This window comes from Mesorhizobium sp. f-mel (assembly GCF_053850215.1).
This window is the reverse complement of sequence record NZ_JBSPTO010000003.1, coordinates 257,780-284,063: the sequence shown is the minus strand read 5'-3', so window position 1 is coordinate 284,063 and position 26,284 is coordinate 257,780. Positions and strand designations below refer to the sequence as shown.

General features: G+C 60.5%; 24 protein-coding genes. 18 read left to right on the top strand and 6 right to left on the bottom strand.

Annotation, left to right across the window (positions count from 1 at the left end; all coding sequences use genetic code 11):
* Nucleotides 1–9 precede the first annotated feature (9 nt).
* On the top strand, nucleotides 10–516 hold the full coding sequence (locus ACWUKX_RS07450) for a DUF1036 domain-containing protein (RefSeq protein WP_029356217.1): 507 nt from the start codon (nucleotides 10–12) through the stop codon (nucleotides 514–516).
* Nucleotides 513–2,846, top strand: coding sequence for a M23 family metallopeptidase (locus ACWUKX_RS07445; RefSeq protein ID WP_456005424.1), 2,334 nt, complete (start codon nucleotides 513–515; stop codon nucleotides 2,844–2,846). The genes ACWUKX_RS07450 and ACWUKX_RS07445 overlap by 4 nt, the downstream gene beginning before the upstream one ends.
* Before the next feature lie 106 nt (nucleotides 2,847–2,952).
* Here the strand turns inward: ACWUKX_RS07445 and ACWUKX_RS07440 are convergent, their stop codons facing one another.
* Nucleotides 2,953–3,483 carry an OmpA family protein gene (locus ACWUKX_RS07440; protein WP_456005353.1) on the bottom strand — a complete coding sequence of 177 codons (531 nt, stop codon included), beginning with the start codon at nucleotides 3,481–3,483 and terminating at the stop codon, nucleotides 2,953–2,955.
* A gap of 191 nt (nucleotides 3,484–3,674) precedes the next feature.
* Between ACWUKX_RS07440 and ACWUKX_RS07435 the strand changes: the two genes are divergently transcribed.
* Complete coding sequence (locus ACWUKX_RS07435; protein WP_456005350.1) at nucleotides 3,675–4,250, top strand: DUF6931 family protein; 576 nt, start codon at nucleotides 3,675–3,677, stop codon at nucleotides 4,248–4,250.
* A 748-nt stretch (nucleotides 4,251–4,998) separates the two neighbouring features.
* Here the strand turns inward: ACWUKX_RS07435 and ACWUKX_RS07430 are convergent.
* The gene (locus ACWUKX_RS07430; RefSeq protein ID WP_456005348.1) at nucleotides 4,999–7,518 is read right to left on the bottom strand and encodes a caspase family protein; all 2,520 of its coding nucleotides are present in this window, start codon (nucleotides 7,516–7,518) and stop codon (nucleotides 4,999–5,001) included.
* A gap of 1,456 nt (nucleotides 7,519–8,974) precedes the next feature.
* Entirely contained in the window at nucleotides 8,975–9,193 is a 219-nt protein-coding gene (locus tag ACWUKX_RS07425) for a hypothetical protein (protein ID WP_029356209.1), read from the bottom strand.
* A gap of 179 nt (nucleotides 9,194–9,372) precedes the next feature.
* Between ACWUKX_RS07425 and ACWUKX_RS07420 the strand changes: the two genes are divergently transcribed.
* Nucleotides 9,373–9,612 (top strand): hypothetical protein, encoded by a 240-nt coding sequence (locus ACWUKX_RS07420; RefSeq protein WP_456005346.1) that lies wholly within the window; start codon nucleotides 9,373–9,375, stop codon nucleotides 9,610–9,612.
* 6 nt (nucleotides 9,613–9,618) lie between these two features.
* Nucleotides 9,619–10,014 (top strand): GFA family protein, encoded by a 396-nt coding sequence (locus tag ACWUKX_RS07415; protein WP_456005343.1) that lies wholly within the window; start codon nucleotides 9,619–9,621, stop codon nucleotides 10,012–10,014.
* An 18-nt stretch (nucleotides 10,015–10,032) separates the two neighbouring features.
* On the opposite strand, the gene ACWUKX_RS07410 is transcribed toward ACWUKX_RS07415, so the two are convergent.
* Together ACWUKX_RS07410 and ACWUKX_RS07405 are read right to left on the bottom strand one after the other, a co-directional pair.
* A complete protein-coding gene (locus tag ACWUKX_RS07410; protein WP_456005341.1) occupies nucleotides 10,033–10,392 on the bottom strand; it encodes a response regulator in 360 nt (119 codons plus the stop codon).
* Nucleotides 10,389–13,502, bottom strand: a complete 3,114-nt coding sequence (locus ACWUKX_RS07405) for a CheR family methyltransferase (protein ID WP_456005339.1) — start codon at nucleotides 13,500–13,502, stop codon at nucleotides 10,389–10,391. Before ACWUKX_RS07405 ends, ACWUKX_RS07410 begins: the two co-directional genes overlap by 4 nt.
* Before the next feature lie 151 nt (nucleotides 13,503–13,653).
* Here ACWUKX_RS07405 and ACWUKX_RS07400 point away from each other — a divergent pair, with 151 nt between their 5' ends.
* Both ACWUKX_RS07400 and ACWUKX_RS07395 read left to right on the top strand, forming a co-directional pair.
* A complete protein-coding gene (locus ACWUKX_RS07400) occupies nucleotides 13,654–13,851 on the top strand; it encodes a hypothetical protein (RefSeq protein WP_456005337.1) in 198 nt (65 codons plus the stop codon).
* A 1-nt stretch (nucleotide 13,852) separates the two neighbouring features.
* Nucleotides 13,853–14,449: a response regulator gene (locus ACWUKX_RS07395; RefSeq protein ID WP_456005335.1), complete on the top strand. Its 597-nt coding sequence runs from the start codon at nucleotides 13,853–13,855 to the stop codon at nucleotides 14,447–14,449.
* A 155-nt stretch (nucleotides 14,450–14,604) separates the two neighbouring features.
* Here ACWUKX_RS07395 and ACWUKX_RS07390 read toward each other — a convergent pair whose 3' ends face one another.
* Nucleotides 14,605–14,877, bottom strand: a complete 273-nt coding sequence (locus tag ACWUKX_RS07390; protein ID WP_029356200.1) for a hypothetical protein — start codon at nucleotides 14,875–14,877, stop codon at nucleotides 14,605–14,607.
* A 286-nt stretch (nucleotides 14,878–15,163) separates the two neighbouring features.
* Between ACWUKX_RS07390 and ACWUKX_RS07385 the strand changes: the two genes are divergently transcribed.
* The 11 genes from ACWUKX_RS07385 to ACWUKX_RS07335 all read left to right on the top strand — a co-directional run bounded on the left by ACWUKX_RS07385 (nucleotide 15,164) and on the right by ACWUKX_RS07335 (nucleotide 26,281).
* The gene (locus ACWUKX_RS07385) at nucleotides 15,164–16,270 is read left to right on the top strand and encodes an NAD-dependent epimerase/dehydratase family protein (protein WP_456005333.1); all 1,107 of its coding nucleotides are present in this window, start codon (nucleotides 15,164–15,166) and stop codon (nucleotides 16,268–16,270) included.
* Nucleotides 16,267–17,334 (top strand): NAD-dependent epimerase/dehydratase family protein, encoded by a 1,068-nt coding sequence (locus ACWUKX_RS07380; RefSeq protein WP_456005331.1) that lies wholly within the window; start codon nucleotides 16,267–16,269, stop codon nucleotides 17,332–17,334. Before ACWUKX_RS07385 ends, ACWUKX_RS07380 begins: the two co-directional genes overlap by 4 nt.
* Nucleotides 17,331–18,623 carry a TIGR04295 family B12-binding domain-containing radical SAM protein gene (locus ACWUKX_RS07375; protein WP_456005329.1) on the top strand — a complete coding sequence of 431 codons (1,293 nt, stop codon included), beginning with the start codon at nucleotides 17,331–17,333 and terminating at the stop codon, nucleotides 18,621–18,623. Before ACWUKX_RS07380 ends, ACWUKX_RS07375 begins: the two co-directional genes overlap by 4 nt.
* 23 nt (nucleotides 18,624–18,646) lie before the next feature.
* On the top strand, nucleotides 18,647–19,708 hold the full coding sequence (locus ACWUKX_RS07370) for a glycosyltransferase family 4 protein (protein ID WP_456005326.1): 1,062 nt from the start codon (nucleotides 18,647–18,649) through the stop codon (nucleotides 19,706–19,708).
* 2 nt (nucleotides 19,709–19,710) lie between these two features.
* Nucleotides 19,711–20,841, top strand: coding sequence for a CgeB family protein (locus tag ACWUKX_RS07365; protein WP_456005323.1), 1,131 nt, complete (start codon nucleotides 19,711–19,713; stop codon nucleotides 20,839–20,841).
* Nucleotides 20,838–21,932: a CgeB family protein gene (locus tag ACWUKX_RS07360; protein ID WP_456005320.1), complete on the top strand. Its 1,095-nt coding sequence runs from the start codon at nucleotides 20,838–20,840 to the stop codon at nucleotides 21,930–21,932. Before ACWUKX_RS07365 ends, ACWUKX_RS07360 begins: the two co-directional genes overlap by 4 nt.
* Nucleotides 21,929–23,038 (top strand): CgeB family protein, encoded by a 1,110-nt coding sequence (locus tag ACWUKX_RS07355; protein ID WP_456005317.1) that lies wholly within the window; start codon nucleotides 21,929–21,931, stop codon nucleotides 23,036–23,038. The genes ACWUKX_RS07360 and ACWUKX_RS07355 overlap by 4 nt, the downstream gene beginning before the upstream one ends.
* Before the next feature lie 23 nt (nucleotides 23,039–23,061).
* Entirely contained in the window at nucleotides 23,062–24,108 is a 1,047-nt protein-coding gene (locus tag ACWUKX_RS07350; RefSeq protein ID WP_029356186.1) for a UDP-glucuronic acid decarboxylase family protein, read from the top strand.
* Between the two features lie 138 nt (nucleotides 24,109–24,246).
* The gene (locus ACWUKX_RS07345; RefSeq protein WP_127210156.1) at nucleotides 24,247–24,432 is read left to right on the top strand and encodes a hypothetical protein; all 186 of its coding nucleotides are present in this window, start codon (nucleotides 24,247–24,249) and stop codon (nucleotides 24,430–24,432) included.
* Between the two features lie 152 nt (nucleotides 24,433–24,584).
* Nucleotides 24,585–25,688 carry an inositol-3-phosphate synthase gene (locus tag ACWUKX_RS07340; RefSeq protein WP_065006871.1) on the top strand — a complete coding sequence of 368 codons (1,104 nt, stop codon included), beginning with the start codon at nucleotides 24,585–24,587 and terminating at the stop codon, nucleotides 25,686–25,688.
* On the top strand, nucleotides 25,685–26,281 hold the full coding sequence (locus ACWUKX_RS07335) for a histidine phosphatase family protein (RefSeq protein ID WP_065006872.1): 597 nt from the start codon (nucleotides 25,685–25,687) through the stop codon (nucleotides 26,279–26,281). Before ACWUKX_RS07340 ends, ACWUKX_RS07335 begins: the two co-directional genes overlap by 4 nt.
* Nucleotides 26,282–26,284: the final 3 nt, after the last annotated feature.

Below are 26,284 nucleotides of genomic sequence, written 5' to 3'. Positions count from 1 at the left end.
TGGACGCCGATGGACCGCCGCCGCTCGCGTTTTTCCTTCCCGACCACTGTCCCGCCCAAAAATCAGCGTGACTGGCTTCGCGGCCTGCTTGCGTTGAGAGGCCGTATCAAACTTGTGGTCATGTCGGGCGCGGCATTGCTGGCTCTCCTGTCGTCCCACGAAGCGCGCGCCGAATTCACGGTCTGCAATCAGACGCTCGACGTCGTCAATCTCGCTGTCGGCCAAAAGGTCGACAATACGGACCAGACCGATGGCTGGTGGACCATCGGCGCAAATCAGTGCGTGAATGTCATCCGCGAGGAACTCACGAACCGCTACATTTACATCTATGCGACGGACGTCTTTGGCCACGCAACCCTGACCGGGTCGACCGAAATGTGCATCGACCGGCGGCGTTTTTCGATACGCGGCATCGATGAATGCTGGCAGCGCGGCCATATCGCCGCACGATTTCTCGAAGTCGATACGCTTGAACAGGTGCGGTGGACCTTTTTTCTGACCGGAAGCAATCCGTGACGCACAGTATCGACACAAGCTTCAGGTTGAAAAAGCAGGCGCGCGCCGCCCTGCGCAGACGCAGGCTCTGGCGCCGAACCCTTGCCGGTCTTGCTGTGGTTGTCCTGTTGTCGATCGCTGCCGGCTTTTATCTCACCGCGGACTATTGGTCGTTTGGCGATGAAGATGAGGAGTTGCACGCCGTCGAGGGAACCGACGATGTGCCAGCCGATGCATCGGTCTATGTGCCTGCCATCATCGATCTCGCAGGAGACCCGATGTGGATCACCCTTGCGCCCGACACCGGCGCCGCAACAAAAAGCCAAGTGATCCCGCGCCCGGCAGAACTCGATCAGGCTGGAGTTTCTCCCCAGATCGAGATTCTGGCTGACGTGATGCTTAGCGCCAGCGAAAAGTTCATGACAACGATATCGTCCACGCAAGAAGACTTCGCATTCTTCCAGGCACAGCGACAGACCGCGCCGGCGTCATCCAACGATCTGCAAGACGATGTTCAGCCACCGCCCGTTCTAAACGAGGCTCCGGTTGCTTCGGACCCGCAGGTGGACGCCGATGATGCCGAAGCAGGTTGGGGCGAAACAATCGATTCAGGCGAGGCAGCCCTTCCCACGTTCCGGAAAACCCAGATCGAAAACAACACAAGCGTCGCAAATGTCACCAGCGAGTATCAACGATACAAGGCTACCGAGGACACATTCGTAAAGATTCTCAACGACCGCAGCTTGGACAGCGTTGCCCTGGATGCGCATTTCTCCGCTGAGGATGCCAAACTGGCAGGCGAAGCCCTGAAGGCGCTTTTCAATCGGGAAAGCCTTGAGCCAGGTTATGTCGTCGCCATGCGCGGTTTCAGGCCGACGCGCGAGACGACAACCATGTCCCTCATGCAGGTTTCGATCTACGCCAAGAATGTATTTGTCGGTACGCTGACGCGCAATGCCGCTGGTGTGTTTGTGTCTGGTGTGGATCCCTGGGTCCGCGAAGATCTGTTCAACTACTCGGGCGCACAGGCACAAGGCACGCACAAAAGGCAATACCGGCTGCTCGATGCAATCTACTCGACAGCAGCACGCAACAAAGTCCCGACCGGTGTGATCGGAGAAGCAATCATGTATCTTTCGCGAGGACAGGATCTGGATGCGTTTGCCAGCGAAGACCAACGTCTGGTCCTGATCTATTCGCAAAGGCCGCGTGGCAAGGAAGAAACGGCCGGGCGCGTGTTATATGTGGGTGTCCAGGGTGCCGAAAAAAGCCTCGACTGTTTCGTGTTCCAGCAGACCGACGGCCAGTTTGCATGCGTCAGCGGCGACGATCAGGTTCGCTCGCTGACGGTCACAAACGGCATGGTCACCCCGGTCAACGGGGTCATGACGTCCACCTTCGGCCCACGCAAGCACCCGATCCTCGGGACTGTTCGCATCCACAAGGGCGTGGATTGGGCGGCGCCTCTGGGTACGCCGATTGCAGCCGCCTTCGACGGCGAAGTCGTTTTTCAAGGCGATGGAGGGGGTTACGGCAACCTGGTGAGGATTTCGCACGGAAACGGGCGCGAGACGCGCTATGCGCATATGCAGAAATTCGCGGTCAAGGGCGGTGTCGGGGCGAAGGTGAAGGCAGGCGATATCATTGGTTACATTGGCACTACCGGCCTTTCGACTGGGCCGCACCTGCATTTCGAACTCTATCGCAATGGCGAGGCGATCGATCCCCTGGGTACGGTTACCGCCATCGCAACGGATGATTCCGCTGTCGAAACGCTGACCGACCGTATCGTTCAAGTCGAAAGTGGCGGCAGCGCCCGGGCCAAGAACCCACTTTCTTCGGCGACCGGCGCCGGTCAGTTCATAACGAAGACCTGGATCAGGATGATGAACACCTACCGCCCCGAACTTGCGCGGACACTGTCAACCGCCGACCTGCTCGCTTTACGTTACGACGCCACCATCTCGCGCGAGATGGTCAGCAATCTGGCGCGCGAAGGCGAAGCCTATCTTCGGGCGCGCGGCCACCAGATCACAGCCGGCCGGCTTTATCTCTGTCATTTCCTGGGAATGGAAGGCGCCCATCAAGTGTTGTCATCGCCGGGTTCGGCGCAATTGAGCGCCGTGCTCGGGTCGGCCGTCATTCAAGCCAATCCGTTTCTCACCGGCAAGTCCGCCAGCTATGTCGTGAGCTGGGCCGAAAGGAAAATGGGCAGGAAGCTGAGCCCGACGACGACTGAGGTGGCTCAACAGACAACGACTACGACGCAAGTCCGGCAGACATCGCCGGAGTTCGAAAAATACAAGCAGGCGATCACGGCCCTCATAAGCCCGATGCAGAATACCCTTTGAACCAGCGCATAACCCGGAAATCGGAATCGGTTTTGCTGCGCTAACCTCCGGTTCGCGCGTGGAAAAGGGCGCGCGGCTCTGGTCTCAGCCTAGCGCACCGCTCCAGCTACTCAGTCCTTATCCGCATTTCCACCCGGCGGTTTACCGGATCGAATGGGTTGGGGTCGCGCGGCTTCGCCTCGCCCAGGCCCGTCGCTTTGATGCGGGCAGGATCGATGCCGTTAGAGGTCAGGAAGGTTGTTACCGATCTGGCTCTTCGTTCCGACAGTCCCTCGTTGTAATCAGCCGAGCCGGTCGCATCTGTATGACCCTCAACAACGAAGTTCAGAGTGCTCAGTCGGCTGTCCTTTAGTGCCTTGGCGAACTCGTCCAGTTCAGCGCGCGCAGTCGCATCTAGTTCCGCAGAATCCAGGCCGAAGTTGATCAGCATGTCGAGGCTGGTTTTTTCGGCCGGCGCTGCTTTGTTCTTGCTTCTGCATTCGTCTTCGGTGCCGACGCAAATTCCACGCGACGGGCCGAACTCGCTCGCTGCGCCAAAAAACTTCACGATGTCTTCTGATTTCTGAAGCGGATCAGCAAAAGCGTGGGTCGAAAAAAGCGTGACCGTAAACACGAAGGCTAAACTGCCCAACTGCATGACGGTTACTCCTATCTTGAGCATCCGATTTCATCGACTGCGGACAATACCAAATTCCGAAGCGAATGTCTGTCAATAAACGTCAGGCATACGAGGAGTGAACGGCAGTTGCATCTTGCTGAGGACTGGAGACTTGACCGCACCCTGTCCAGGCTTCAGTGTCGATTGTTCCCAGTAAAAGCGTGGCGGCCATGGCCAATGAGCTTCGATTCAAAACGGCACGGGATCTTTTCATGGCCTGCCCCGCTGTTTCCAGGGACATGGTGGCACTCCCGACCGAACAGCCTTCAATCGAATTTTGCCGCGCCCTCCTTGCCGGGCGGGTGCCCGAGGAGGCGATTACGTTCTGTGCCTATCTGCTTCCCGAGCGGGCTGCGGTGTGGTGGGCCCATGAGTGCCTGAGCCACCTCACCGTTCTGCTCGATCGCAGGGATCAGGAATTGCTCGCGCTTGTTCGTGACTGGGTCAGCGAACCGGATAGCCCTCACCATCGCCCAGAAGTGAGCAAGGCTGCGGCAGGAATGCCGCCAACAACGCCTGCCGCCTGGATTGCCCTAGCTGCAGGATGGCATGGCAATGGTGCAGCTATGGAGACGTCAGCGGTATCGGCCTTGCAGCCAGCCGCCCGCGCTGTGAGTGCGGGGGTTCTGGCCGGACTGGCACGCGTTGCACTGGAGGACCGCTTTTCAGTTCTTTCCGCGTTTGTCGAAATGGGCATCCAGATGGCGGAGATCGAGGCGCTGCGCCAATCAGCGGATGCAAATTAGAGCGCAGTCTGGATCCTGATTGCTTGCCATACTTGCAGCCGTCTTGGACCCATTTGGCCAGCGCCACCCTGAAACGTGTCCCCCAGCGGATGTTGCAGCCGCAGCACCGAGACATCGTCGGTGGCGAAACTTCCTGTCCGCACAACCGAGCCCAGTTCCATGGCAGCCATCGTAGTGACTGTCCCATATTGCCTCGTCGAGCCCTTCCACCGGACTGAAGCGTGGCTTGCCTTTGAGGTCTTTCCGTCGATTGCGGGATCGCCGAAGTCTATAGATAGGTCGGAAAAAAATAGGGTCGTCCGAAGCCAGGCAGTGGATCAACGGTATCCGTCATCCCTAGATCTTCGCGGTGCGGTCGAGAACGACATGGTGCGGCATTCTCCGATCCGCCCCGTGATGTTGCGCCAGCTTTCGTGAAAGCGAAACGGAAGTTGGCTTATCCCCAGCCGCCGCCGCCTCCGCCTCCGCCTCGCCAAGGAGGAGGAGCGATCACAGGAGGTGCGGCAACAGGCTCTACCTCAACCGGCTTGATCACTTTTTTCGTCACCACCCGTTTGGGAGCGGCCTTGACGACCTTCTGCTGTACAGGTGTCCTGCGAACGACCTTCGGCGGTGACGTCTCCACCAGCGGCGTAGGTTCGGGTGGCATCAAGGACGTGCAGCCTGTGAGCCCCACCAGGATGCCGGACAGGGCTGTTCCGACGATTGCGTGCTTCAATGTCCTGCGCACCGTTTGCCTCCTGATTGATTAAAACACGTCCCGACGCGGGTTGGCTTCTTCCCAGACCCGCCTGGCCGCGCCGACCAGTTGGTCGTCCAGCGAACCGGACGCAGGAATCTTCGATTTGAGTTCCCGGCGCAGCTGCTTCAACGTCGTCGTTTTCACCTTCGTGCCGAAATTTGCGAGGTTCGTCCGGGCCTCTGGCAGTTGGTTGCGAAAATCCAGCGCGGACGCAAATGCAAGAAAGCGGACCGCGGTGGCCTGGTCGGCCTTTTCGCCCTTTTCCATTTCGAGAACCGCGCGATCGAATGCACCATACTCATCGCCCCGCATGGTCGCCATCTCGAACAGTCTTTGCGCTTCCGCCGGATTGCGCTCCACGCCCACGCCGTCGCGGTACATGCGCGCCAGGTTGCTTGGAGCGTAGGGCTGGCCGAGATCGGTGGCTTTCTGAAACAGGGCCAGCGCCGTTTTCGGATCTTTTTGGACGCCCGCGCCGGAGAGATAGTTCCGGCCAAGCAGGTTCATCGAATACATATCCTGCCGCTCGACGCCAGCCTCCAGGAAGGCAACGGCACGGGCCTGATCGGCGGGCACGCCGTTGCGGCCTTCGGTGAAGATCGCGCCGAGATCGTTCATTGCATAGGTGTGACCCATCGCCGCCGCCTTGAGCAGCAGGTCCAGTCCTTTGCCGGTGTCGCGCTCGACGCCGTAGCCATGGAACAAGGCACGGCCCCACGACGTCATCCCGTAGGGATCACCCTTGTCGGCCGCAGCCGCGTAGAATGTGTTGGCCTGCTTGCGGTCGACAGCCACGCCTGTTCCGGTCGCGTAGAGGTAGCCGAGTTCGAACACTGCCCGCACGTGTCCCCTATCGGCGGCCTGTTGTATGGCTTTCCGGGCCTGGTCCACCTTGCCGGCTGCAAGCAGCGCGCGACCCAGTTCATAGCGGAAGCGGGCGACATCGGGATACGCCTTCACCGCAGCCTCGCAGAGCTTCACCGCGTCGGCGCCGATTTCATTTGGCAGCAGGCCAGGGACGACGCCTTGAAGGTCGAGAGGTTCGCCGGCAGCCGAGTCGCACGAATCAACGGTTGGCGACACTTTCATTTTGGCGGGTTTGGATACTGCGCTGTCCGCCCGAATCTCGAAGGCGATCTCGACCGGTGCGCTGGCTCCGATCTGGGGTTCATAGCGCAGCCCCTCGACTTCACCGACCGTCAAGCTCGATTCGGGCGACAGGGCTCGATCCGGCAGGGAGAGCGTTCCGGTTGCCGGATAGTTGGCAACCTTCAGGCTGACCGCCGAATCGTCTGTCGGGAGGTCCAGGTTCAGAGCAACCGCGCCGATGCCGACCGGAACGTCGATCTCCCGGTTCTCGATCGCCTCGGCCGCACCAGTGACATGAATGCCGCGCTGCAGCACCTGCTGCTTCTGCTCGGCTTCGAGCGAGGCCATCACCTGTTCGCCCTGGGCTCCTTCGCCGCTCTTGACCCGGAACACCAGCATGCCCTTGGCTTCGCCACCCCAATTGTCGCGTGCGGCGTAGGCCAGCATATCCATCTCTTCTGGCTCGCCAACTCCCTTGGGGACATCCATCTGTAAATGCGGCAGATCCTTGCCCTGGATCAGATCCCCCGCTTCGACAACCTTGCCATTCAGCATCAGGCGTCCCAAGGCGGGCGGTCTTTCGATGCTGACGGTGATTGATCCGCCGTCGACCTCCACCGGTTCCGGGAGGTTCAGATCGACAGGCCCGACTCCCGACAACACGACTTTCTCCAACACGGGCGGTAGAGAGGGGCGGCTGCTGCGACGCATCAGAACGACTTCGTCGATCAGCGAAGAGTTCTCCCAGGGAACCTGCAGGCCCTTGGTAGCCTCAACTACATCCCGGCGCACGGCCGCCATGACCGTGCGAATCTCCTGGTTCGGAGCCAAGGCCCGACGAGAAAATGCGAATGAAAATGGGCTGAGGTCGCCGGCGCCGTCATAGGCAACCGCGCCGGGTTCGGTGGCGAAAGCGATCAGTGTGTTCAGCGAGCTTCTTACTTGCGCAAGGCCGGTGCCGCTGGCGGTAATAAGCTGGTCCCTGAGCCAATAGTCCTTGCGAGGGAATGGATTGTTGCGGCAGGCATCAAGGATGATCACCTGGATCTTCGATTTCGAACGCATCTGCTGCAGCACGTCGTTCAGCTTGATTGCCTGGACCTCGACGTCCGCCGCATCTTTCAACGAGGCATCGACAGGGATCAGGAAATTTTCGCCGCCGATCTGAAAGCCGTGACCGGAATAGTAGACGACAGCTACATCCGCCCCGTCCACGGCGGCAAGATAGTTGCGGAACTGGCCTTCAAACTGCAGCTTTGTAAGATTGCTCGCGACAAAAACATCAAAACCAGCCGATCGAAACGTGTTGGACACGTCCACCACATCTTTGGCCGGATTCTTGAGGGCCGAGATTTCTTGGTAATCGGAGTTGCCGATTACGAAGGCGACCCTTCGTTCGACTGCAGAAGCCTCGAAAGTCGTGACGCTTGCGAGCATGAATGCCGCAACGAATCCGCAACGTCGGAGCATGGCAAATCCCTTAACCGCTGTTACCTGGCGACCACAAGGACACAGCTTGCAGTGCCAAGTCCGTTAGAGAGCATGCTATCTGCCGAGACAGAAAAGAGAGAAAAGCCGTCGCGACAGCGGTATATTCCTCACTTGATCGAACCCTAAATTACATCAGAGGCCGAGTGTCCGCAATGTTGTCAAACGGTTTCTCAACCTCGCTATTTGGACCCGTGGTCGATTTGGTCCCCTCTCGGACCCACGCGCGGCGGGCATTCTGATCGTGGCAAGTTGCAGCTGGTTGTGGTCGGCGATGCCCCCGATAAAACACAGCTCGCGCGGGCGCACCTCAGTTTCGCCCAGCGACGAACGTCAACTGCCGCCTGCCAGGCCTGAGACGGCCGCCCTGCACTCTTGCCTTCCCTCCACGCACCACGCGTCGGAGAGCGCCCGAGTTTTCCACTACTAATATCGGACTACCCCTGATTTTCTCTAGCCACCGTTTCCGAGACTCAATTAGCGTCTTCTTATGGAACATCGGCACGCCATTCGAAGAATCAACGATGGGCTTTGGGAGGTCTACGATATAGACGACGGTAGAGTTGTCTTCGCAGACGGGGTGGCTCTGACAAATCTGCGGGATGACGAGGCACTCGACGCCCTGGAGTTGCTAAAGGGCGGATTCCTGGTTCCGAGCAGCGCTCCCAAGCCAGCTGACAGTTCCTTGGGGGATACGCTGAGGTCGACTATCCGCAAGATGAAGAACTGAAGGCGGATAGCTGACGCACAAAAGCGCCGCCGCTTGGCGGGCTCCCGGCAGGTTTCGGAATTGCGCCTTTAGAAAGCCGGTGAACTACATCAGCCGATGCGTTCGCTCGTCGAGATCTGCCGGCCTATTTTCAGCGACGTCGCAGCCGCGTTGCAAGAGGTATCGATCAATTTGCCCGCTCAAGGCTAAACGCGCCGCGGCGTCTCAAAACAAAAAGCTCTCCTTCGTTTGGTTGATGCCGGAACAATGCTCCGTCAGTAAGTTCGTCCTGTATATTAGCAGGTGCTGTTATGAGGTTTTTGCCCGTTCAGGAACCGACCAACACATGGGCCGTGTTCGATACAACCGTGGATGTGCCTGCGGACTTCGCTGGCGCTTGCCTTATCGGCTTGACGCGGGAGCGGGCGGAGTGGCTCGCAGCGAGAGCCAATCAAGATGCATCGGTGAGAAGTAATTGGATCGGCCGGTTATCATCCCTGGAGCCTGAGCACGGCGTGGTTCCATACGCAAATGTCAGAAATGGCTTATACTCGCAGGGGAGATTTTCAGTGACGGACGAAGAGGCCGCTGCGTTGGCAGCCAGGAACCAGCAGCCTACGTAAGTCCGACATCACCAGCAAAACCGATCCAGCGATCGGTTCTCCCCGGTTTGTATTCCTGCCCGAAGGACCGCGGCTATTGCTGATCCGGCATCTCGGTATTCTCTTTGGGGTTCTTCTTGATCCCCGCGGCAGGCGAGGTGTCGGCCGGGGCGTTTCCACCTTGGTTTTGTTCAGCGGCCCTTTCAAATGGCGAGGTGCGCCAGCCCATATCGGCATACAAAAAGCCAATGAGAAAGCCGACGATAATGATCGCGGCTATCACCAGCGAAAGTATAGCGTTACGTCTCTCCATGTCCGGCTCCTTCCTGCGAGCCGAACAGCCAGTAGCGAAAATGGTTCCCATCTACCATGGATGCGCAGGAGCCCCCTGAAGCTGCAGGTGATGGGAACTTCGCGCCGTGCCGGTGGTTGAAACGTAGGCGCTGCGAGCGGTGAACGCCATCCGTTCCGTCGCAGCAGGAAGGAGACACCATGGCCAACAAGAATACCACATCGAAGCCGGCAATTCGGCAGGCGAATGCCGACGGCTTGCGACATCCAAGGCGGGACGCCAACGATACGGATGCGGGAGCGAGACCGCCGACGCCAAAGACCGCTGGGACCTCGAAGCCATCGACTGTTCCGTTGGACAATCCGGTGGCGAACCGCAACGCCGGCCGGCCGCGCCAGTCAGGCACCACGCCACGGCCGACGGAAAAGCCGCTGGACTGAAAGGCGATGGCCGGGATCGTACGGGACGGCGGCTGCTTGTGCGGCGCTGTTCGCTTCAAGGTGAGCGGCGCACCGCTACGGGTCGGAATCTGCCATTGTCAGGATTGCCGCCGCGCCAGCGGCAGCTTCTTCATGCCGTTCGGCGTCTGGCCGATCTCGGCCTATGAAGGCAGCGGAGAAATGAAGACGTTCGCCAAACGCAGCTTCTGTCCGCAATGCGGGTCGCGTATCGCCTGGCTGCAGGACAATGAGGCCGAGATCATGCTCGGTTCGCTCGACATGGCTCCCAGCGACCTCATTCCGGAGTATGAGCTATGGGTGCCGCGCCGTGAGAAATGGCTCATGGCATTGCCTTGGGCGGAACAACATGCCGGGGATCGCTTACCACCTTCCGATACATGACGAGGCTTCGGGACCGAGTTAAGGCGCCCGGACCAATTCATTCATGGCGTTCAGAATGGCAACCTGATCTGCCGGCTTCCGGAGAAATTTACAGCCGGCGAACGCGGCTGGAACATCGCCCGGTCCAAATCCGCTCAGGAACGCGAACGGGATATCGCGGGCTTGCAGCGCTCTTGCGACCGCCAGACTTGTTTCGCCATAAAGTTGAATATCCAGCAGCGCGACATCGATATTGTGTTCGTCGATCAGCCAAAGGGCCACCGCCACCGACGGAGCCGGGCCGATCACCTGATACCCCAAGGCGCGCAGGCAAGCAGCAGTGTCCTCGGCGATGAGCCATTCATCCTCGACCACCAGAACGCGCAAGCTATCGGTCACGGCGCCTCACTGCGGATCAATGGGAACGTGAGCTGGACCTCAAGGCCATTATGATTGAACGTGGTCTCGACGTTGCCGCCAAGCCGGTAGCCGATCTCACCCTGTAGCAGGGAAAGCCCGAAGCCGTTGGCCTCGGGTTTTTGGACCGGCGGCCCGTCTTTCTCGTGCCAGGCGAGCGTGAAAACGTCGCCCTCGCCTGACCATTTCAGCAAGACCCTGCCGCGGCGCTTCGACAGTGCGCCGTATTTGGCGGCGTTGGTCGCCAGTTCATGAATGGCCATGCTGAGCGAAAGACCCTGTTGCGGGCTAAGCTTCACTTCGGCGCCGTCAAGTTCGAACCGGTCAATGCTGAAAGGTTCGAGCTCCTGATGCAGCAATTCGTTGATCGAGGCGTCTTTCCAGCGTTCCTTCGACAGCAGACCGTAGGCCCGCGACATAGCGTGCAGGCGACCAACCAGCGCTTCGGCGAACTCTTCCTTCGATTTCGACCTTTCCCGGGTGCGGTTGGCAATGCTGGCGACCACCGCCAGCATGTTCTTGACCCGGTGGTTCAGCTCCGAAATGAGCACCTGGTTTTGCTCTTCCGCCTCGGCCAAGGTGGTAACGTCGACCAGTGTGACCACGACGCCCTGGATCCTGTTGTCCTTGTCGCGATAGGGATTCATGCGAACCATGTGAAACCGGCGCTGGTCATCGCGCGCCAGGTGATGGTTCAGGGTCTCTCCGGTTTCGAATACCCGGTCGATATGCTGCTTCAGCTCGGGATACTCGAGCTGGCTCGACAGCTCCGTCAGCGGCCGGCCAACGTCCGAGGGACGCAGGTTGAAGAAAGACGAGGCGGCCGGAGTAAAGGTCCGCACCACCAGATTGCGGTCGAGAAAAATGGTTGCGATCTGCGTGCTCTCGAACAGATTCTGCAAATCGCTGTTGGCGCGATCGAGCTCTTCTATCTTGCTGGTCAGTTCCGAATTGATGGTGTTGAGCTCCTCGTTGAGCGACTGCATCTCCTCCTTCGAGGCCTCGAGTTCCTCATTGGTCGATTGCGCCTCCTCGTTGACGGAGACGAGCTCCTCGTTCGACGATTTCACCTCCTCCAACGCGGTCTCGTATTCCTCGATGGTCGACTGCAGCCGCTCCCGCGTGTCACGCAACTCCCGTTCGAGATCGGCAGCGCCTTCGCTGTCACCATTTTCGCGCACCGTGTCGGACCGGGCCTGCACTGGTCCTGACGGCTCGAACAGCACCAGGTAAAGCGGTTCGCCATTGCCGCGTTCCGCCAAGGGTTCGACGGTGAGTTTGATGAACTGGACCCGTTCGTCGTTCTCGTCGACGACGACATTTTCCCGCACGACGGTGCGGCGCGTCGAGGCGGCTTCCCGCAATGCGGCACGAAGGTCGAGCCTCAGCCCGCGGCGCGCCATGGACAGCACTTGCCGGCTCGGAATGCCTTGCGCCGCTTCAAGATATCTGCCGGTCCGCGCCGAATAGTAGACGACGTCACCCTCGCCATTGACCAGCACATGCGGCGGCGCGAAGCGCTCCAGCACCTGCGCCTCGACCGCCTGCCGCAGCGGATAGCCGGCGGTTCCTCGCTTCGCCCTCTCACTTTCCGGAGGGAAGCCACCCGACCGCCCTTCGCCGACCAGGACCGGCAGCCTGATATGCGGCGAAGCATGTTCCCGAGCCTGAAAAATGCGCAACTTCTTGTCGACCGCGGCGAAAAGATTGTCATGCTGGCCGACGCTTTCGGACGTGCCGAGGAAAAGATAACCGCCCGGCTTCAGTGCGTAGTGGAAGATCGGAATGACCCGGTTCTGAATGTTCGAGCCGAAATAGATCAGCAGGTTGCGGCACGAAACCAGGTCCATGCGCGAAAAGGGCGGGTCGCGGACGACGCTGTGGGGAGAAAAGATGCACAGTTCCCGTACCTCGTTGCTCAGCACATAGCTCTCACCGTCGCGGCTGAAGAACCGCTGCTTGCGTTCAGGCGAAAGCCCTTGCAGAAGCGCTTCGGGATAGCGCGCCGCTCGCGCCACCGCGAGCGCCGGCTCATCGATATCCGTTGCAAATATCTGGACGCGGGGTTTGACTGGAAGCTGCTCCATATGTTCGCGCAGCAGCATGCCGATAGAGAACACCTCCTCGCCAGTAGCGCAGCCGGGCACCCAGACCTTCATCGCATCGCTGGCAGTCTTGCCCTCGAAAAGGCGCGGTATGACCTTCTCCTCCAGCAGCTTGAACGCGTCGGGGTCACGAAAGAAATCGGTGACGTTGATCAGCAGATCACGGAAGAGGTCCATCACCTCGCGAGGATCTTTCTTCAGCCGTTCGACATAGGCCGTGATCGATTGAAGCTGGCCGATCTGCATGCGCCGTTTTATTCGACGCAGGAATGTCTTGGTCTTGTAGCCGGAGAAGTCGTGGCCGGAATGGGCGTGCAGAATGCCGTAGATTTCGTCGCGGAGCCGACTCACTTCTGCCGTCTCGTGCTCGCCGCTGTCTTCGGCCACTCCGTTCAGCATATCGAAGCTGCGGGCGAATCCCTCGAGTTTTGCGCCGATATCCTCAGCTGGGGCCGCAATGTCGATCAGCCCGCTGGAGATCGCACTTTGCGGCATGTCCGGATTGCGCGGACCGTAGCCGTCGGGAGCCTGGGCGACCGTCAGTCCGCCACGCTCCTTGATCGCCTTCGCGCCCAAGGTGCCGTCGGAATCTCCGCCCGACAAAATGACCCCTACCGCATATTCGCCCTGATCCTCGGCCAGCGCGCTAAAAAAGATATCGATCGGCTTGCGCTCACGGCTCAGCACGTTGGATTGCCGCAGGCGCAGCACTCCTTTCTCAATCGTGATAACGACGTTTTGCGGCATCACATAGACGTGGTCGGACAGGACAGTGGTGCCGTCCTCGGGGACGATAACCGGCATCTGCGTGTAACGTCCGACGACCTCGTGAAGCAGGCTTTCGCGCCCGGGGCTGAGATGGGTGACGACCACGAACGCCATGCCGGTCTGGCTGCCCATGCCTTTGAACAGACCCTCCATTGCGGGAATGCCGCCGGCTGAGGCGCCGACGCCCACAATGGGAAATCTCTTCATCTGGGATGTCATCGCAAGCCTCGGTTGAACAGCCTAGACGACAAGGCCGCAATCGACCCAAAACCCACGACCGGGCTGAACGCGACGCCATCATACAACGCGCAAGAGGGCTGGAACAAGTCAATGCAGACGGCGTTAACTTAGGACGTTTGTGGAAACTCCAATGTCGAAACGCACACCTGACCTAAGGCTGACAAAACAAGCGTTACTGCAGTCTTCGGATTTGCTGGGTTTGCCAGGAAACGAATCCATTCCGCCGCGCATGCTGATTTTGGCCAAACGATTGCAGGCAGCCTTGCAGCAACATTCTGAACAAGCCCGTGTGGATGATTGGCCATCTCGCTCGAAGAAAGGACGATGAGGTGCGCGATCTGCGAGGGGTGCACATCCTGATCGTCGAAGACGATTGGTTATTGGCCGGCGATCTTGCAAGATTTTTCGGCAATATGGGCGCGGTCATCCTCGGCCCTGCGGTGACAGTCGAACACGCGTCCATGCATACCGAGGCGGCCGAGGCCGCGATCCTGGACGTCAATCTCAATGGGCGGCGGGTGTTTCCGATCGCAGACGAGCTGATGCGCCGCGGCGTGCCCTTCGTCTTTTTCAGCGGTGACGAGGACATCGTCATTCCCGAACGTCTGCGCCACGCCAGCAACCTTCGAAAATCGTCTGACAGCTACGCCGTCTTCGATGCCTTGTTTCCTCCGGAAAGATCGGCCTTGGCGGGGAGCCCTCCCGTCAACTTGTCCGACAACGTCTTTTCACTTCTGCCGAAGCTCAGGCTCGTGGCGCGTCTGCTTCTGGGGGACGTGGAGGCTTCCGACCGTCTGGTCGAGCGAACCCTGGAGCGCGCCATCGGCGAGATCGACAGGCGGCGGGCCGGCGTGTCGACCGAAGACTGGCTGAACGCCATCATGCGAAATGTCGCTAGATCGACCGGGGCGAGCCTGTTGCACTGAGGCTGCGATTCTTTCCAAGTCTGGAATGTTTGGAAAGACCGGCTGTTTCCAATAGTCCGAAAAACGCGCAAAAACAGCGAGCTAGAGGGAAGTTCTCTGTCAGAATGCGAGGCGCACCTTAAGAGCTACCCGACACCGCTGACATAGCAGCCTCCTCAGCCTTTCTGGTTGCGGTCGACGAACTTGTTGAATCGGCTGGTTTTCCCGCCGCCGGTTTCGTCCTGGTAGAGGAAGGCCAGGTTGTTTTCGTCGAAGATCCGAAAGAACTCATCCCATTCGATGGCTTCGAACTCCTCCTCGGGCTCGCCAAAATCGATCCGCAGGATGCCGCCTTCGCCCTTGGTCCTTATAGCGGCCGGCCGCCCGCCTCGATCTTCGGCCCACTGGCGGATCTCGTCATGATCGGTAGTCGTCTTCGACTCAGACATCGGAATCTCCTTTCGATCCCAGATTTGGCAGGCGCGTGATCCTCACGATCCGGTCTGCTTGCTGTGCGGCGGAACCGGACGGCTAGACGCATACCCGCTTTCCCGACCACGCGCCGGATGTGCGCCCTAACGCCAAAGAAGCAGCAATGTTCCAGCCCATGGCCAGCACTGGTCGTGACGCCACGTCGGTTTGCGAGCCTCTCCAATCGATCTTTGTTGAAGCAGAGGGAACAAACCTTTTGCCAAACAGTTCGGGGCGCCAAGGCCAACTGCTTGAGGAGTTATCGTGAAACGCATACTGGTTACAGGAGGGTGCGGTTTCATCGGCCGCCACGTCGTCCAGGACCTCGTTGAACATGGTTATGCTGTCTGCATTCTCGACGCGCTGCTGGAACAGGTGCACGGCAGTGGGGCGACCAGCCTGCCGGCAGGAGCCGAACTAATCAAAGGCGACGTTCGCAACCGCGACGCCATCGCCGAGGCGCTCCAGGGCGTCGACGCCATTATCCATCTGGCGGCCGAGGTCGGCGTCGGCCAATCCATGTATGAGATCGCCCGCTATGTCGGCGCAAACGACCTCGGCACCGCCACTTTGCTTGAAGCATTGATCAAACGTCCAGTCGAGCGGATCGTCGTCGCTTCGTCGATGAGCGTCTACGGCGAGGGTCTCTATGCCACGCCCGGCGGTCGGCGCGTCGACAATGCACGGCGGCAGGCTAACGACATCAAGAGCGGCCAATGGAATCCTCTGTCGGCGGCGGATGAAAGTCTGTCGCCCCTGCCGACAGACGAGGAAAAGCCGGTCGATCTCGCCTCTATCTACGCGCTGACGAAATATGCCCAGGAGCGCGCCGTGCTGATCTTCGGGGATGCCTATGGCGTCGACGCGGTGGCGCTGCGCCTGTTCAACGTCTTCGGCGCCGGACAGGCGCTGTCAAACCCGTACACCGGCGTTTTGGCGAATTTCGCTTCACGCCTCGCCAACGACCAGCGGCCGATGCTTTTCGAAGATGGCGAGCAGAAGCGCGACTTCGTCCATGTACGCGACGTCGCCCGCGCCTTCCGCCTGGCGCTGGAACAACGCCAGGCGCGCGGCCACGTCATCAATATCGGCAGCGGACGGGCCTATGCGATCAGCGAGGTCGCCCGGTTGCTCGCCGACGCTATGGGTGTGCCGGAACATCGGCCTGAAATCCTCGGCAAGGCGCGCGCCGGCGATATCCGCAATTGCTTCGCCGATATTTCGAAGGCGCGCGAACTGCTCGGTTTCGAGCCGCAGCACCGGCTGGAGGATTCACTCGACGAGTTCGTCGCATGGGTTCGCAACTCGGTCGCCATCGACCGCGGCGCCGACATGAAACGGGAACTCGAAGAGCGGGGACTGGTATCATGAGGCCGGACGGGTTTCGTGAAGCGCCGGTTGCCATCGTCGGCGGCAGTGGCTTCATCGGCTCGAACCTCGCCGACAGCCTGTTGTCGGATGGGGTGCCGGTGCTGGTCATCGACAATCTCAGCCGCCCGGGCGTCGATCAGAACCTGGCTTGGCTGGCGCAGAAGCACGGCAATAAACTTGCCGTGGAGACTGTGGATGTCCGGGACGGAGACGTGCTGGCGCCGCTTTTGGCGCATTCCAAAGCGATATTCCACCTCGCCGCGCAGACCGCCGTCACCACTAGCCTCGTCCAGCCAAGCGAAGATTTCGACATCAATCTTCGCGGAACCTTCAACGTCCTGGAAGCGGCTCGCCGGAGCGGCAGACGCATTCCCGTGATCTTCGCCAGCACGAACAAGGTCTATGGCGGCCTGCCCGATGTCACAGTCCGCGAAGAGGACGATCGGTGCGTACCCTGCGACGCCGGCATCCGCGCCAACGGCATAGACGAGACCTGCGGTCTGGATTTCTGCACGCCCTATGGCTGCTCCAAAGGCGCGGCGGATCAATACGTGCTCGACTATGCCAAGTCGTACGATCTGCCGACCGCGGTCCTGCGCATGAGCTGCATCTACGGCCCCCGCCAGTTCGGCACGGAGGACCAGGGCTGGGTCGCCCATTTTCTGCTTAGCGCGCTTTCCGGCCGGCCGATCACGATCTACGGCAACGGCAAGCAGGTGCGCGATATCCTCAATGTCTCCGATGCTGTTGCGGCCTATCGCGGGGTACTTGCCCGGATCGAGGATATCAAGGGGCAAGCATTCAACCTCGGTGGCGGGCCGGGCAACGCCGTCAGCCTGCGCATGCTGCTCAAGCAGATCGGCGAGCTGACCGGGCGGAACCTCTCGATCCGCTACGACCGGGAACGCACCGGCGACCAGCCATTCTTTGTCGCCGACACCCGCAAGATAGAAGTGACGCTCGGCTGGAAAGCGCATGTGTCCTGGCGCGACGGCGTTCGTGATCTGGCCGATTGGCTCCAGCGTCATCGCATCGAGCCTGAACCAGCGAGGTACGTGGCATGAAAGTCGCCCTGGTCAATCCGTTCTGGACCTACGAGGACAGCATCTATTTCGGCTGCCGCCAGCCACATCTGCCGCTGGAACTGGGCTACTCGAAAGCCTTGCTAGAGGCCGACGGCCGTCAGGTGCTGATGCTGGACGGGCAAATCCAGAAGCTGGACAACTCAGCACTTGCCGATCGCGTCGCCGCTTTCGCTCCGGCCATGACCGTTGTCAGCACGGCGCCGACCTATTTGTTCTGGCGCTGCGCGCCGCCCGAGCTGCGCGTGCCTGCCGACTTCCTCAACCGCCTTGCCGGGCGCGGCGGCCGCACCGTGGCTGTCGGACCTCACGGCTCGGCGACGCCGGCGCCAACGCTGCGCAAGCTTGGCGTCGATGTCGTCGTGCGCGGCGAATGCGAAGAGGTCGTCGCCGAACTCGCCCGCCGTGACAATTGGAACGCAGTGCCCCACACCGCTCATCTCCACGAGGGAAAAACTGTCGGCAATGGCGGCGTCCACGCCAGTTCCTTTGTCGGTCATCCGCCCCTCAAATGGCCGTCCGATTGGATTGCTGCCCATTCGCACCATCACCACAGGTTCGACGACAATCAAGTGGGTTTCGGAGCGGAGGTCGAAGCGTCTCGCGGCTGCCCCTACAATTGCAGCTTCTGTGCCAAAATCGATTTCCGCGACGCCTATCGCCGCAGGAACCACGATGCGATCGTGACGGAAATTGAGCGGCTGATCGGGCAAGGCGTCGGCTACATCTATTTTATCGACGAAATCTTCCTGCCGCAGAAGGCGCTGCTGGAGGCGCTGGTCGACCGCGACGTCAAGTTCGGCGTGCAGACCCGCATCGACCTTTGGAAGCCGGAGCTCCTCGAATTACTGGGTGCCGCCGGTTGCGTTTCCATCGAGGCCGGCCTCGAAAGCCTGACCGTGGAAGGCCGGGCCATGCTGGCAAAGCGTTGCCGGCTGGGCACCGAGGAACTGGCCGCGCTGCTGGTCAATGCACGACGTCACGTTCCGTTCGTCCAGGCCAATCTGATCGGCGTGATCGAGGATGATCCCGCTCTGGTCGATCATTGGCGCAAGCACCTCATCGACCGCGGTGTGTGGGCCAATGAACCGGTGCCGCTCTATCCCTACCCCAGTTCGCCCAGCTATCGCGAGCTTTGGGGCGAGCCCGACGATCTCGCCTGGGAGCGCGCCCACGAGCATTACCTGGCCTCGTTCCGGACGTTCAGCGACATCCAGGAGAAGCGTCCGCGCGCGTTGGCCGAGTTGGAGGCGACATGTTGCAGTCACTGATCCGGCGCCCGCGGCGAATCCTGATGACCGTCGATGCCGTCGGCGGCGTCTGGCGCTACGCGCTTGATCTGGCGCGGGAGTTGGCTCACGGCGGCGACAGCATCGTGCTCGCCGGGTTAGGCCCGGAACCGTCCGAGGAGCAGGCGAAGGAGGTGCAGGCTTTCGCGGCCTTGGCGTGGCTCAAGACACCGCCGGACTGGATGACGCGGAATGAGAGCGATCTGGAAAGATTGCCGCAGGAATTGCGCGCGCTTGTTTGCGATTGCGCGATCGACCTCGTCCATCTCAATGCGCCGACGCAGGCCGTGGGACTTGATGTGCCTTGCCCGGTCGTGGCGGTCTCGCATTCATGCGTTGTGACGTGGCTCCACGCCGTCAGGGGACAGGCTGTGGACGGCGAATGGGCCTGGCAGAAGGACCGTAACAGACGCGGTTTCGATTGGGCAAATGCCGTAATCGCGCCAAGCCGCAGCCATGCCGACATGCTCGAGGCCTGCTACGGGCCGATCGCCCGCCTGAGCGTTGTCAGCAACGGCACACGGCCAGGTCCAAAGGCAGAGACGCGCGAACCAATGGTTCTCGCCGCCGCGCGCTGGTGGGACGAAGGAAAGAACGCAGCTACACTGGACCAGGCAGCATCGCTGACGACATGGCCGGTCTTCGCTGCCGGGCCGCTCGAGGGCGCCGATGGGCAACGCACCAGTTTCAGCAACGTCGCTCCTCTGGGTTCTGTCTGCCACGATGAAGTACGTCGGTTGATGGCGCAGGCCGGCATCTTCGTATCGCCATCCGTCTACGAACCCTTTGGCCTTGCCGTGCTGGAGGCAGCCACATCCGCAACACCTTTGGTGCTTGCCGATATCCCGACCTATCGCGAATTGTGGAACGGCGCGGCTATGTTCTACGACGTCCATGATCCACGCGATCTCGCCAGATGCGTCGATCGTCTCTCTAACGACGCCCAATATAGGCGCCGGCTCGGCGAAGCCGCCGCACGCCGAGCGCGCAAGTTTTCACCGGCAAGGCAAGCGGCGGCCATGCACGAGATTTATGATCGGGCCGCCCTTGCCGTTGCGGAACGCTGACGATGCGGTTCCTGTTCTATACCCATTCGGTCGTTTCCGACTGGAACCACGGCAACGCACATTTCCTGCGCGGCATCATGCGGGAGCTCCTTGCACGCGGACATCAGGCGATCGCGCTGGAGCCCGCAGACGGCTGGAGCCGTTCGAACCTGCTGGCAGAGAAAGGGCCCTTCGCGGTCGAGCGCTTCAGAAAGGATTTTCCGGAGCTGATGCCGGTGACCTACGACGCCTCCTTCGACCATGAAGGCTGGATTGCCGGCGCCGATGTGGTGATCGTCCACGAATGGACCGACCCCGACCTTGTCGCGCGCATCGGCAGGGCAAAGGCGAATGGAGGCGGTTTCACACTTCTGTTCCATGACACCCATCATCGCGCCGTCTCGGCGACGCAAGCGATCTCGGCTCTGCGGCTGGAGCATTATGACGGCGTGCTCGCCTTCGGCGAAGCGTTGCGGGAAAGCTATCTTCGCGCCGGCTGGGGCAAACGTGCTTTCACTTGGCACGAGGCGGCGGATGAGCGCCTGTTCAAGCCGCACCCGGAGATCGACCCTACATCCGACGTGATCTGGATCGGCAACTGGGGCGACGACGAGCGCAGTGCCGAAATCAAGGAATTCCTGATCAATCCAGTGGAAGAACTTGGCCTGGGTGGCACTGTTCATGGCGTGCGCTATCCACGCGAAGCGCTCGCCGATCTTGCCGCCGCCGGCCTGGGTTACGAAGGCTGGATTGCCAATGCCGACGTGCCCAAGGCATTCGCGGCCCACCGCGTAACCGTCCACATCCCGCGGCGCCCCTATCGGGAGAGCCTGCCCGGAATTCCGACGATCCGCATGTTCGAGGCGCTCGCCTGTGGCATCCCGCTCGTTTCGGCGCCTTGGACCGATGTCGAGCAACTCTTCAGGCCAGGCATCGACTTCCTTTTCGCGCGCGACGGATCCGAGATGTGCCGTCTTCTTCGCGACGTGCTGGACGATGCTGACCTGGCCGCCTCACTGGTGAAATCCGGCCTCGAAACCATCGGGAGGCGACACACTTGCCGGCACCGAGCGGACGAGTTGTTCGGCGTGCTCGCCGAATGCGGCAACCGCCAAGCCATCGGTCCCATCGCCATAGAGGAGACAGTCGCATGAAGATTGCATTTTATGGGTCGAGCCTGCTGTCGTCCTATTGGAACGGCGCGGCGACCTACTACCGCGGATTGCTCAAGGCTCTTTCTCAGCTCGGCTACGAGATCACTTTCTATGAACCGGACGTCTACGATAGGCAGAAGAACCGCGATATCGAGCCACCAGACTGGTGCAACGTCGTCGTCTACGAGGCGACCCCGCATGCGCTGATGCAGGTGGCAGCAAGCGCACGCGAAGCCGACATCGTCGTCAAGGCGAGCGGAGTAGGCTTCGAGGACGAGGCGCTGCTGCGCGCCGTACTCGACCATGCCCGTGCGGATGCGCTGACAGTGTTCTGGGATGTCGACGCACCGGCCACTCTGGGCCAATTGCGCGACGAGCCGGACCACCCCCTTCACCGCGCGTTGCGGGAGATCGACCTTGTCCTCACCTACGGCGGCGGCGATCCGGTCGTCTGGGCCTATCGTGCGCTGGGGGCGGCTGAGTGCGTGCCGATCTACAATGCGCTCGATCCCGAAACGCATCATCCGGTCGCGAAGGATAAGCGTTTCGCTTGCGACCTCGCCTTTCTCGGCAACCGCCTGCCGGATCGTGAAGCACGCGTCGAAGCCTTCTTCCTCGATCCGGCCAGCCGTTCGGGCGATCAGCATTTCCTGCTCGGCGGATCCGGTTGGGGTGACAAGCAGCTTCCGGCAAATGTCGCATGGCTCGGCCACGTCGGGACGCGCGACCACAATGCGTTCAATGTCACAGCCAAGGCTGTGCTGAACATCAGCCGCGACAGCATGGCCGCCAACGGCTTTTCACCTGCCACGCGCGTCTTCGAGGCTGCGGGTGCCGGCGCATGCCTCATCACCGACGCCTGGCTCGGCGTCGAATTGTTCCTGGTCCCTGGGGAAGAGATCCTGGTGGCGCGCGACGGCAACGATGTCGCCGAAATCATGCGCACCCTCACACCCCAGCAGGCAAAGGCGATCGGTGCATCTGCGCTTCGGCGTGTTCTCGCCGAGCATACCTATGCGTTAAGGGCAGCCGTGGCCGACGCCGTTTTCAGGCGTCATTTCGAGCGCCACACCGTGGAGGCAGCGGAATGACCAAGCGGCTCGATATCGTCTTTCTTGGCCTGTCTTTGTCCTCTTCATGGGGAAACGGCCATGCCACGACCTTTCGAGGGTTGCTGAAGGGCCTGCACGAGCTCGGCCATCGCATCACCTTCCTCGAACGCGACGTGCCATGGTATGCAAGCCATCGCGATTTGCGCGACCCGGATTTCTGCACGTTGCGCTACTACGAAACGACGAACGATCTTCGTCGGACGTATGCTCGCTGCCTGCAGCAGTCCGATGTCGTGGTGGTTGGGTCCTTCGTTCCGGAGGGGCGAGCCGTCATCGACATTGTCGCGTCCGTGTGCACGGGCCAGTTCTGCTTCTACGACATCGACACGCCGGTCACGCTGGCAAAGCTCGCCGCGAATGATTGCGACTACATATGCCGACGGCAGATTCCGTATTTCGACGTCTATTTCTCGTTCACCGGCGGGCCAACGCTCGCCCGTTTGGCGGCGGATTTTGGTGCACGGCGCGCCGAGCCGCTCTACTGCTCCGTCGACCCGGAGCGGCATCGCCGAACGTCCGATCCGATCTGCTGGGATCTTGGCTACCTCGGCACCTACAGCTCGGACCGGCAGGCGACACTGGATGCTCTCCTGCTTGAACCGGCAAGACGCATGCCGGACCGTCGCTTCGTCGTGGCCGGCTCGCAATTCCCGTCCGAGGCCGTCTGGCCAAGCAACGTCGATCGCATCGAGCACTTGCCGCCGGCAGACCACGCCGCTTTCTACAGCCGCCAGCGCTACACGTTGAACGTCACACGCAGCTCCATGATAGCGGCTGGGTGGTCTCCCAGCGTACGCCTCTTCGAGGCGGCTGCCTGTGGCACGGCGATCATCAGCGATCGCTGGACCGGTCTGGATAGCTTCTTTCCGACAGCCACGATCAATACGGCCGGCCAAGCGGAGGAGGTGATCGATATCCTGTCCAGGCAATCCGACCGCGTCAGGCTGGCTATGGCCAAGCGAGCGCGCGCGACGATCCTGGCATCACATACTGGCGCCGCGAGAGCTCGCGAATTCGTTTCGCTGCTGGCGCGGCCAAGATCGGCACGTCCAGCTCTCGATCTGGACATCGAAAGTGCAGCATGACTGGCAGACAGGAGAAAATAGAGATGCGGCAATCAAGAAGGACGCAACGGACCAAAACGGCGCTTGTCGCCGGCGGCGCGGGTTTCCTCGGTTCGCATCTTTGCGAAACTCTGCTTCAGACCGGGTACCGGGTGATCTGTGTCGACAATTTTCTTACCGGCCGGATGGAAAACATCGTCTCGATGATGGACCGTCCTCGTTTCCGGTTGATCGAGCAGGATATTTGCCGACCATTGGACCTTGCTGAGCCGGTCGACCGCATTTTCAACCTGGCGTGCGCCGCATCGCCGCCGCGTTACCAAGCCGATCCGGTTCATACCACGCGAACCTGCGTGATCGGAACGCTCAATCTGCTTGAGCTTGCCGCCCGAAATAATGCGCGCTTCCTTCAGGCATCGACAAGCGAAGTGTATGGCGATCCCGAACAGCACCCGCAAAGGGAAGACTATGTCGGTCATGTGAACTGCACCGGTCCTCGTGCCTGCTATGACGAGGGCAAGCGAACCGCCGAAACCTTGTGCTTCGATTATTTGAGAACCGAGATGGCCGACATCCGAGTCGCGCGCATCTTCAACACCTATGGTCCGAGGATGGATCCTGCCGACGGCCGGATTGTCTCGAACCTGGTGATGCAGGCTCTCGAGAAGAGACCACTGACGATATTCGGCGACGGGCTGCAGACCAGGTCGTTCTGCTATGTCTCCGATCTGGTTGACGGTCTGGTCCGTCTTATGGATGTCGATCCCAATCCGCGCCAACCGGTCAATTTAGGCAATCCCGGGGAATTCACCGTTCTTCAACTGGCTGGATTGGTGAGAGATATGACCCATAGCAACTCGGTCTTCAAATTCCTGGCACTGCCGCAAGACGACCCTCGCCGGCGGCAACCGGACATTTCCCGAGCAAAAACCCTTCTGGATTGGTCGCCAAAGGTGCCGCTCAGGCAAGGCCTGATGCAGACGATCAGCTATTTTATGGAGCTCGAAGCGAGCCGTAACGAGGATCGAATTCCCCCAATTGCGCCAAGCGTGAGGTCCGCTTCAGGCCGACTGCAAAACTTGCCGGCCTAAAGTCAGGGAGAGCTGTGCGCTCGGACATGGGCCATGTGAGACCGTGGCGTCCGAACGCGCGCTCTCACTTTTTGTCATTAAGGGAACATCCAGCCGAGCTCGCCGTTGGGCGAAGATACCCGCATGGAGAACCGACCCGTGCATCGAAAACGATCCGCCAAGGACATCGAGCAAATGGCCGAAAGGGAAACGGCTGCCTTTCTGAGACGTGCCTCGATCACCTACCTTGAATGCTGTGTGAGCCTGATGATGACGCACCTCGAGCGCGAGGAAGTGGCCACCATCCTCGAAAAGGAAGCGGATATGCTGCGACGGCTCGACTGAGGCTTGCGGCGCTTAGGGCCCAGGCAGCCTCAAACAGCGCGCAGCTTTAATCGGCCACGGAGTTCGTGATTTTTCCAGGTCGCAAGGAACATTCCCGGCAACTGGCAGTTCGGCGCGAGGAACTTATCTTCAACAGCGATGGCGGCAGTTTCGTGGGATCGAAAAAGGTACGGATTGGAATAGCCGGCGTCGGCAATTGCGCGTCTTCCCTTGTCCAGGGCCTCTCATATTATCGGGACGCCAGAGGTAATGAGCCGATACCGGGCCTGATGCATGCCGATCTTGGCGGTTATCATGTCGATGATATCGAGGTCGTCTGTGCTTTCGACGTCGCCAAGGGCAAAGTTGGGCGGGATGTGGCGGAAGCCATATACAATGCGCCTAACAACACCTTCCGCTTTGCCGATGTCGAAGCAACCGGCGTTCGCGTCGAGCGTGGACCAACGCTCGATGGAATCGGCAAATATCTACGCGATGAAATCGAGGAGGCAGAAGAGCCGGTCGCGAATGTCAGCGCGCTGCTGCGGGAAAGCGGCGCTGACGTATTGGTCTCATATCTGCCGGTCGGCTCGGAAGAGGCTACGCGTTTTTATGCCGAATGCGCGCTCGAGGCCGGCTGCGCCTTCGTCAACTGCATACCGGTTTTTATCGCGTCGCGACCGGAATGGCGCCAGCTCTTCGAACAGCGTGGCCTGCCGTTGATCGGCGACGATATCAAAAGCCAGGTCGGCGCGACGATCGTGCACCGGCTGCTCGCTAATCTGTTCCGCGAGCGCGGCGTCCGCATCGACCGCACCTATCAGCTGAATTTCGGCGGCAACACCGATTTCCTCAACATGCTGGAACGCGAGCGGCTGGAATCGAAGAAGATTTCCAAGACACAATCCGTAACCAGCCAGCTCGACGTTCCCCTGGAGGCCGGTAACATCCATGTCGGCCCCAGCGACCATGTGCCTTGGCTTACCGATCGAAAATGGGCCTACATCCGAGTCGAAGGCACGACGTTCGGCGGCGTGCCGCTGAATGCAGAGCTCAAACTGGAAGTGTGGGATTCGCCCAACTCCGCCGGGGTCGTTATCGATGCTGTCCGCTGCGCCAAGCTGGCGCTCGACCGCGGCATCGCGGGAGCGCTGACCGGCCCTTGCAGCTATTTCATGAAGTCGCCGCCCGAGCAGTTCACCGATGCCGAGGCACGCCTGCGCACGCTGTCTTTCATCGCCGGTAGGGACGAGCCGATGCTCGATGCCGCGGAATGACGACGACATTCTTTTTGATCCGCCATGCGGCGCACGACAATGTCGGCGCCTATCTTGCCGGACGCATGGCCGGAGTCTGCCTTGGCGACACCGGCAGGGCACAGGCGTTGCGCCTGGCCAGCCACATGGCACCGAAGCCGCTAGCAGCCATCTGTTGCAGCCCGCGCGAACGAACTTTGGAAACCGCAAAACCGATCGCAATCGCCTGCAGTCCCGATAAGATTACAATCTGCCAAGAGCTCGATGAGATCGACTTCGGCGCGTGGTCGGGAAAGACTTTCGAAGAGTTGAACCAGGACGCCGACTGGCGGGTGTGGAACAGTCGGCGTCAGCAGGCGAGGACGCCGGGCGGCGAGACCATGCTGGACGTGCAGCAACGTGTCACCTCGCTGATGCAGCAGCTTCGCAAACGCTATCAGAACCAGTCCGTGGCACTGGTCAGCCATGCCGACGTGATCAAGGCCGCCGTCTGCAAGGTGCTCGGCTTGCCGCTGGGAGACTGTTTTCGCTTCGATATCGATCCTGCTTCGATCACCACTGTCGTATCCGGTGACTGGGGCTCCAAGCTGATCCGATTGAACGAAGCCGCCTGACGA

Coding starts and splice junctions, on each gene's coding strand:
- ACWUKX_RS07335 (WP_065006872.1), top strand. CDS start 25,685: ATGACGACGACATTCTTTTTGATCCGCCATGCGGCGCACGACAATGTC.
- ACWUKX_RS07360 (WP_456005320.1), top strand. CDS start 20,838: ATGAAGATTGCATTTTATGGGTCGAGCCTGCTGTCGTCCTATTGGAAC.
- ACWUKX_RS07415 (WP_456005343.1), top strand. CDS start 9,619: ATGGCCGGGATCGTACGGGACGGCGGCTGCTTGTGCGGCGCTGTTCGC.
- ACWUKX_RS07355 (WP_456005317.1), top strand. CDS start 21,929: ATGACCAAGCGGCTCGATATCGTCTTTCTTGGCCTGTCTTTGTCCTCT.
- ACWUKX_RS07450 (WP_029356217.1), top strand. CDS start 10: ATGGACCGCCGCCGCTCGCGTTTTTCCTTCCCGACCACTGTCCCGCCC.
- ACWUKX_RS07390 (WP_029356200.1), bottom strand. CDS start 14,877: ATGTCTGAGTCGAAGACGACTACCGATCATGACGAGATCCGCCAGTGG.
- ACWUKX_RS07405 (WP_456005339.1), bottom strand. CDS start 13,502: ATGACATCCCAGATGAAGAGATTTCCCATTGTGGGCGTCGGCGCCTCA.
- ACWUKX_RS07430 (WP_456005348.1), bottom strand. CDS start 7,518: ATGCTCGCAAGCGTCACGACTTTCGAGGCTTCTGCAGTCGAACGAAGG.
- ACWUKX_RS07380 (WP_456005331.1), top strand. CDS start 16,267: ATGAGGCCGGACGGGTTTCGTGAAGCGCCGGTTGCCATCGTCGGCGGC.
- ACWUKX_RS07365 (WP_456005323.1), top strand. CDS start 19,711: ATGCGGTTCCTGTTCTATACCCATTCGGTCGTTTCCGACTGGAACCAC.
- ACWUKX_RS07420 (WP_456005346.1), top strand. CDS start 9,373: ATGGCCAACAAGAATACCACATCGAAGCCGGCAATTCGGCAGGCGAAT.
- ACWUKX_RS07350 (WP_029356186.1), top strand. CDS start 23,062: ATGCGGCAATCAAGAAGGACGCAACGGACCAAAACGGCGCTTGTCGCC.
- ACWUKX_RS07400 (WP_456005337.1), top strand. CDS start 13,654: ATGTCGAAACGCACACCTGACCTAAGGCTGACAAAACAAGCGTTACTG.
- ACWUKX_RS07440 (WP_456005353.1), bottom strand. CDS start 3,483: ATGCAGTTGGGCAGTTTAGCCTTCGTGTTTACGGTCACGCTTTTTTCG.
- ACWUKX_RS07370 (WP_456005326.1), top strand. CDS start 18,647: ATGACCGTCGATGCCGTCGGCGGCGTCTGGCGCTACGCGCTTGATCTG.
- ACWUKX_RS07375 (WP_456005329.1), top strand. CDS start 17,331: ATGAAAGTCGCCCTGGTCAATCCGTTCTGGACCTACGAGGACAGCATC.
- ACWUKX_RS07435 (WP_456005350.1), top strand. CDS start 3,675: ATGGCCAATGAGCTTCGATTCAAAACGGCACGGGATCTTTTCATGGCC.
- ACWUKX_RS07425 (WP_029356209.1), bottom strand. CDS start 9,193: ATGGAGAGACGTAACGCTATACTTTCGCTGGTGATAGCCGCGATCATT.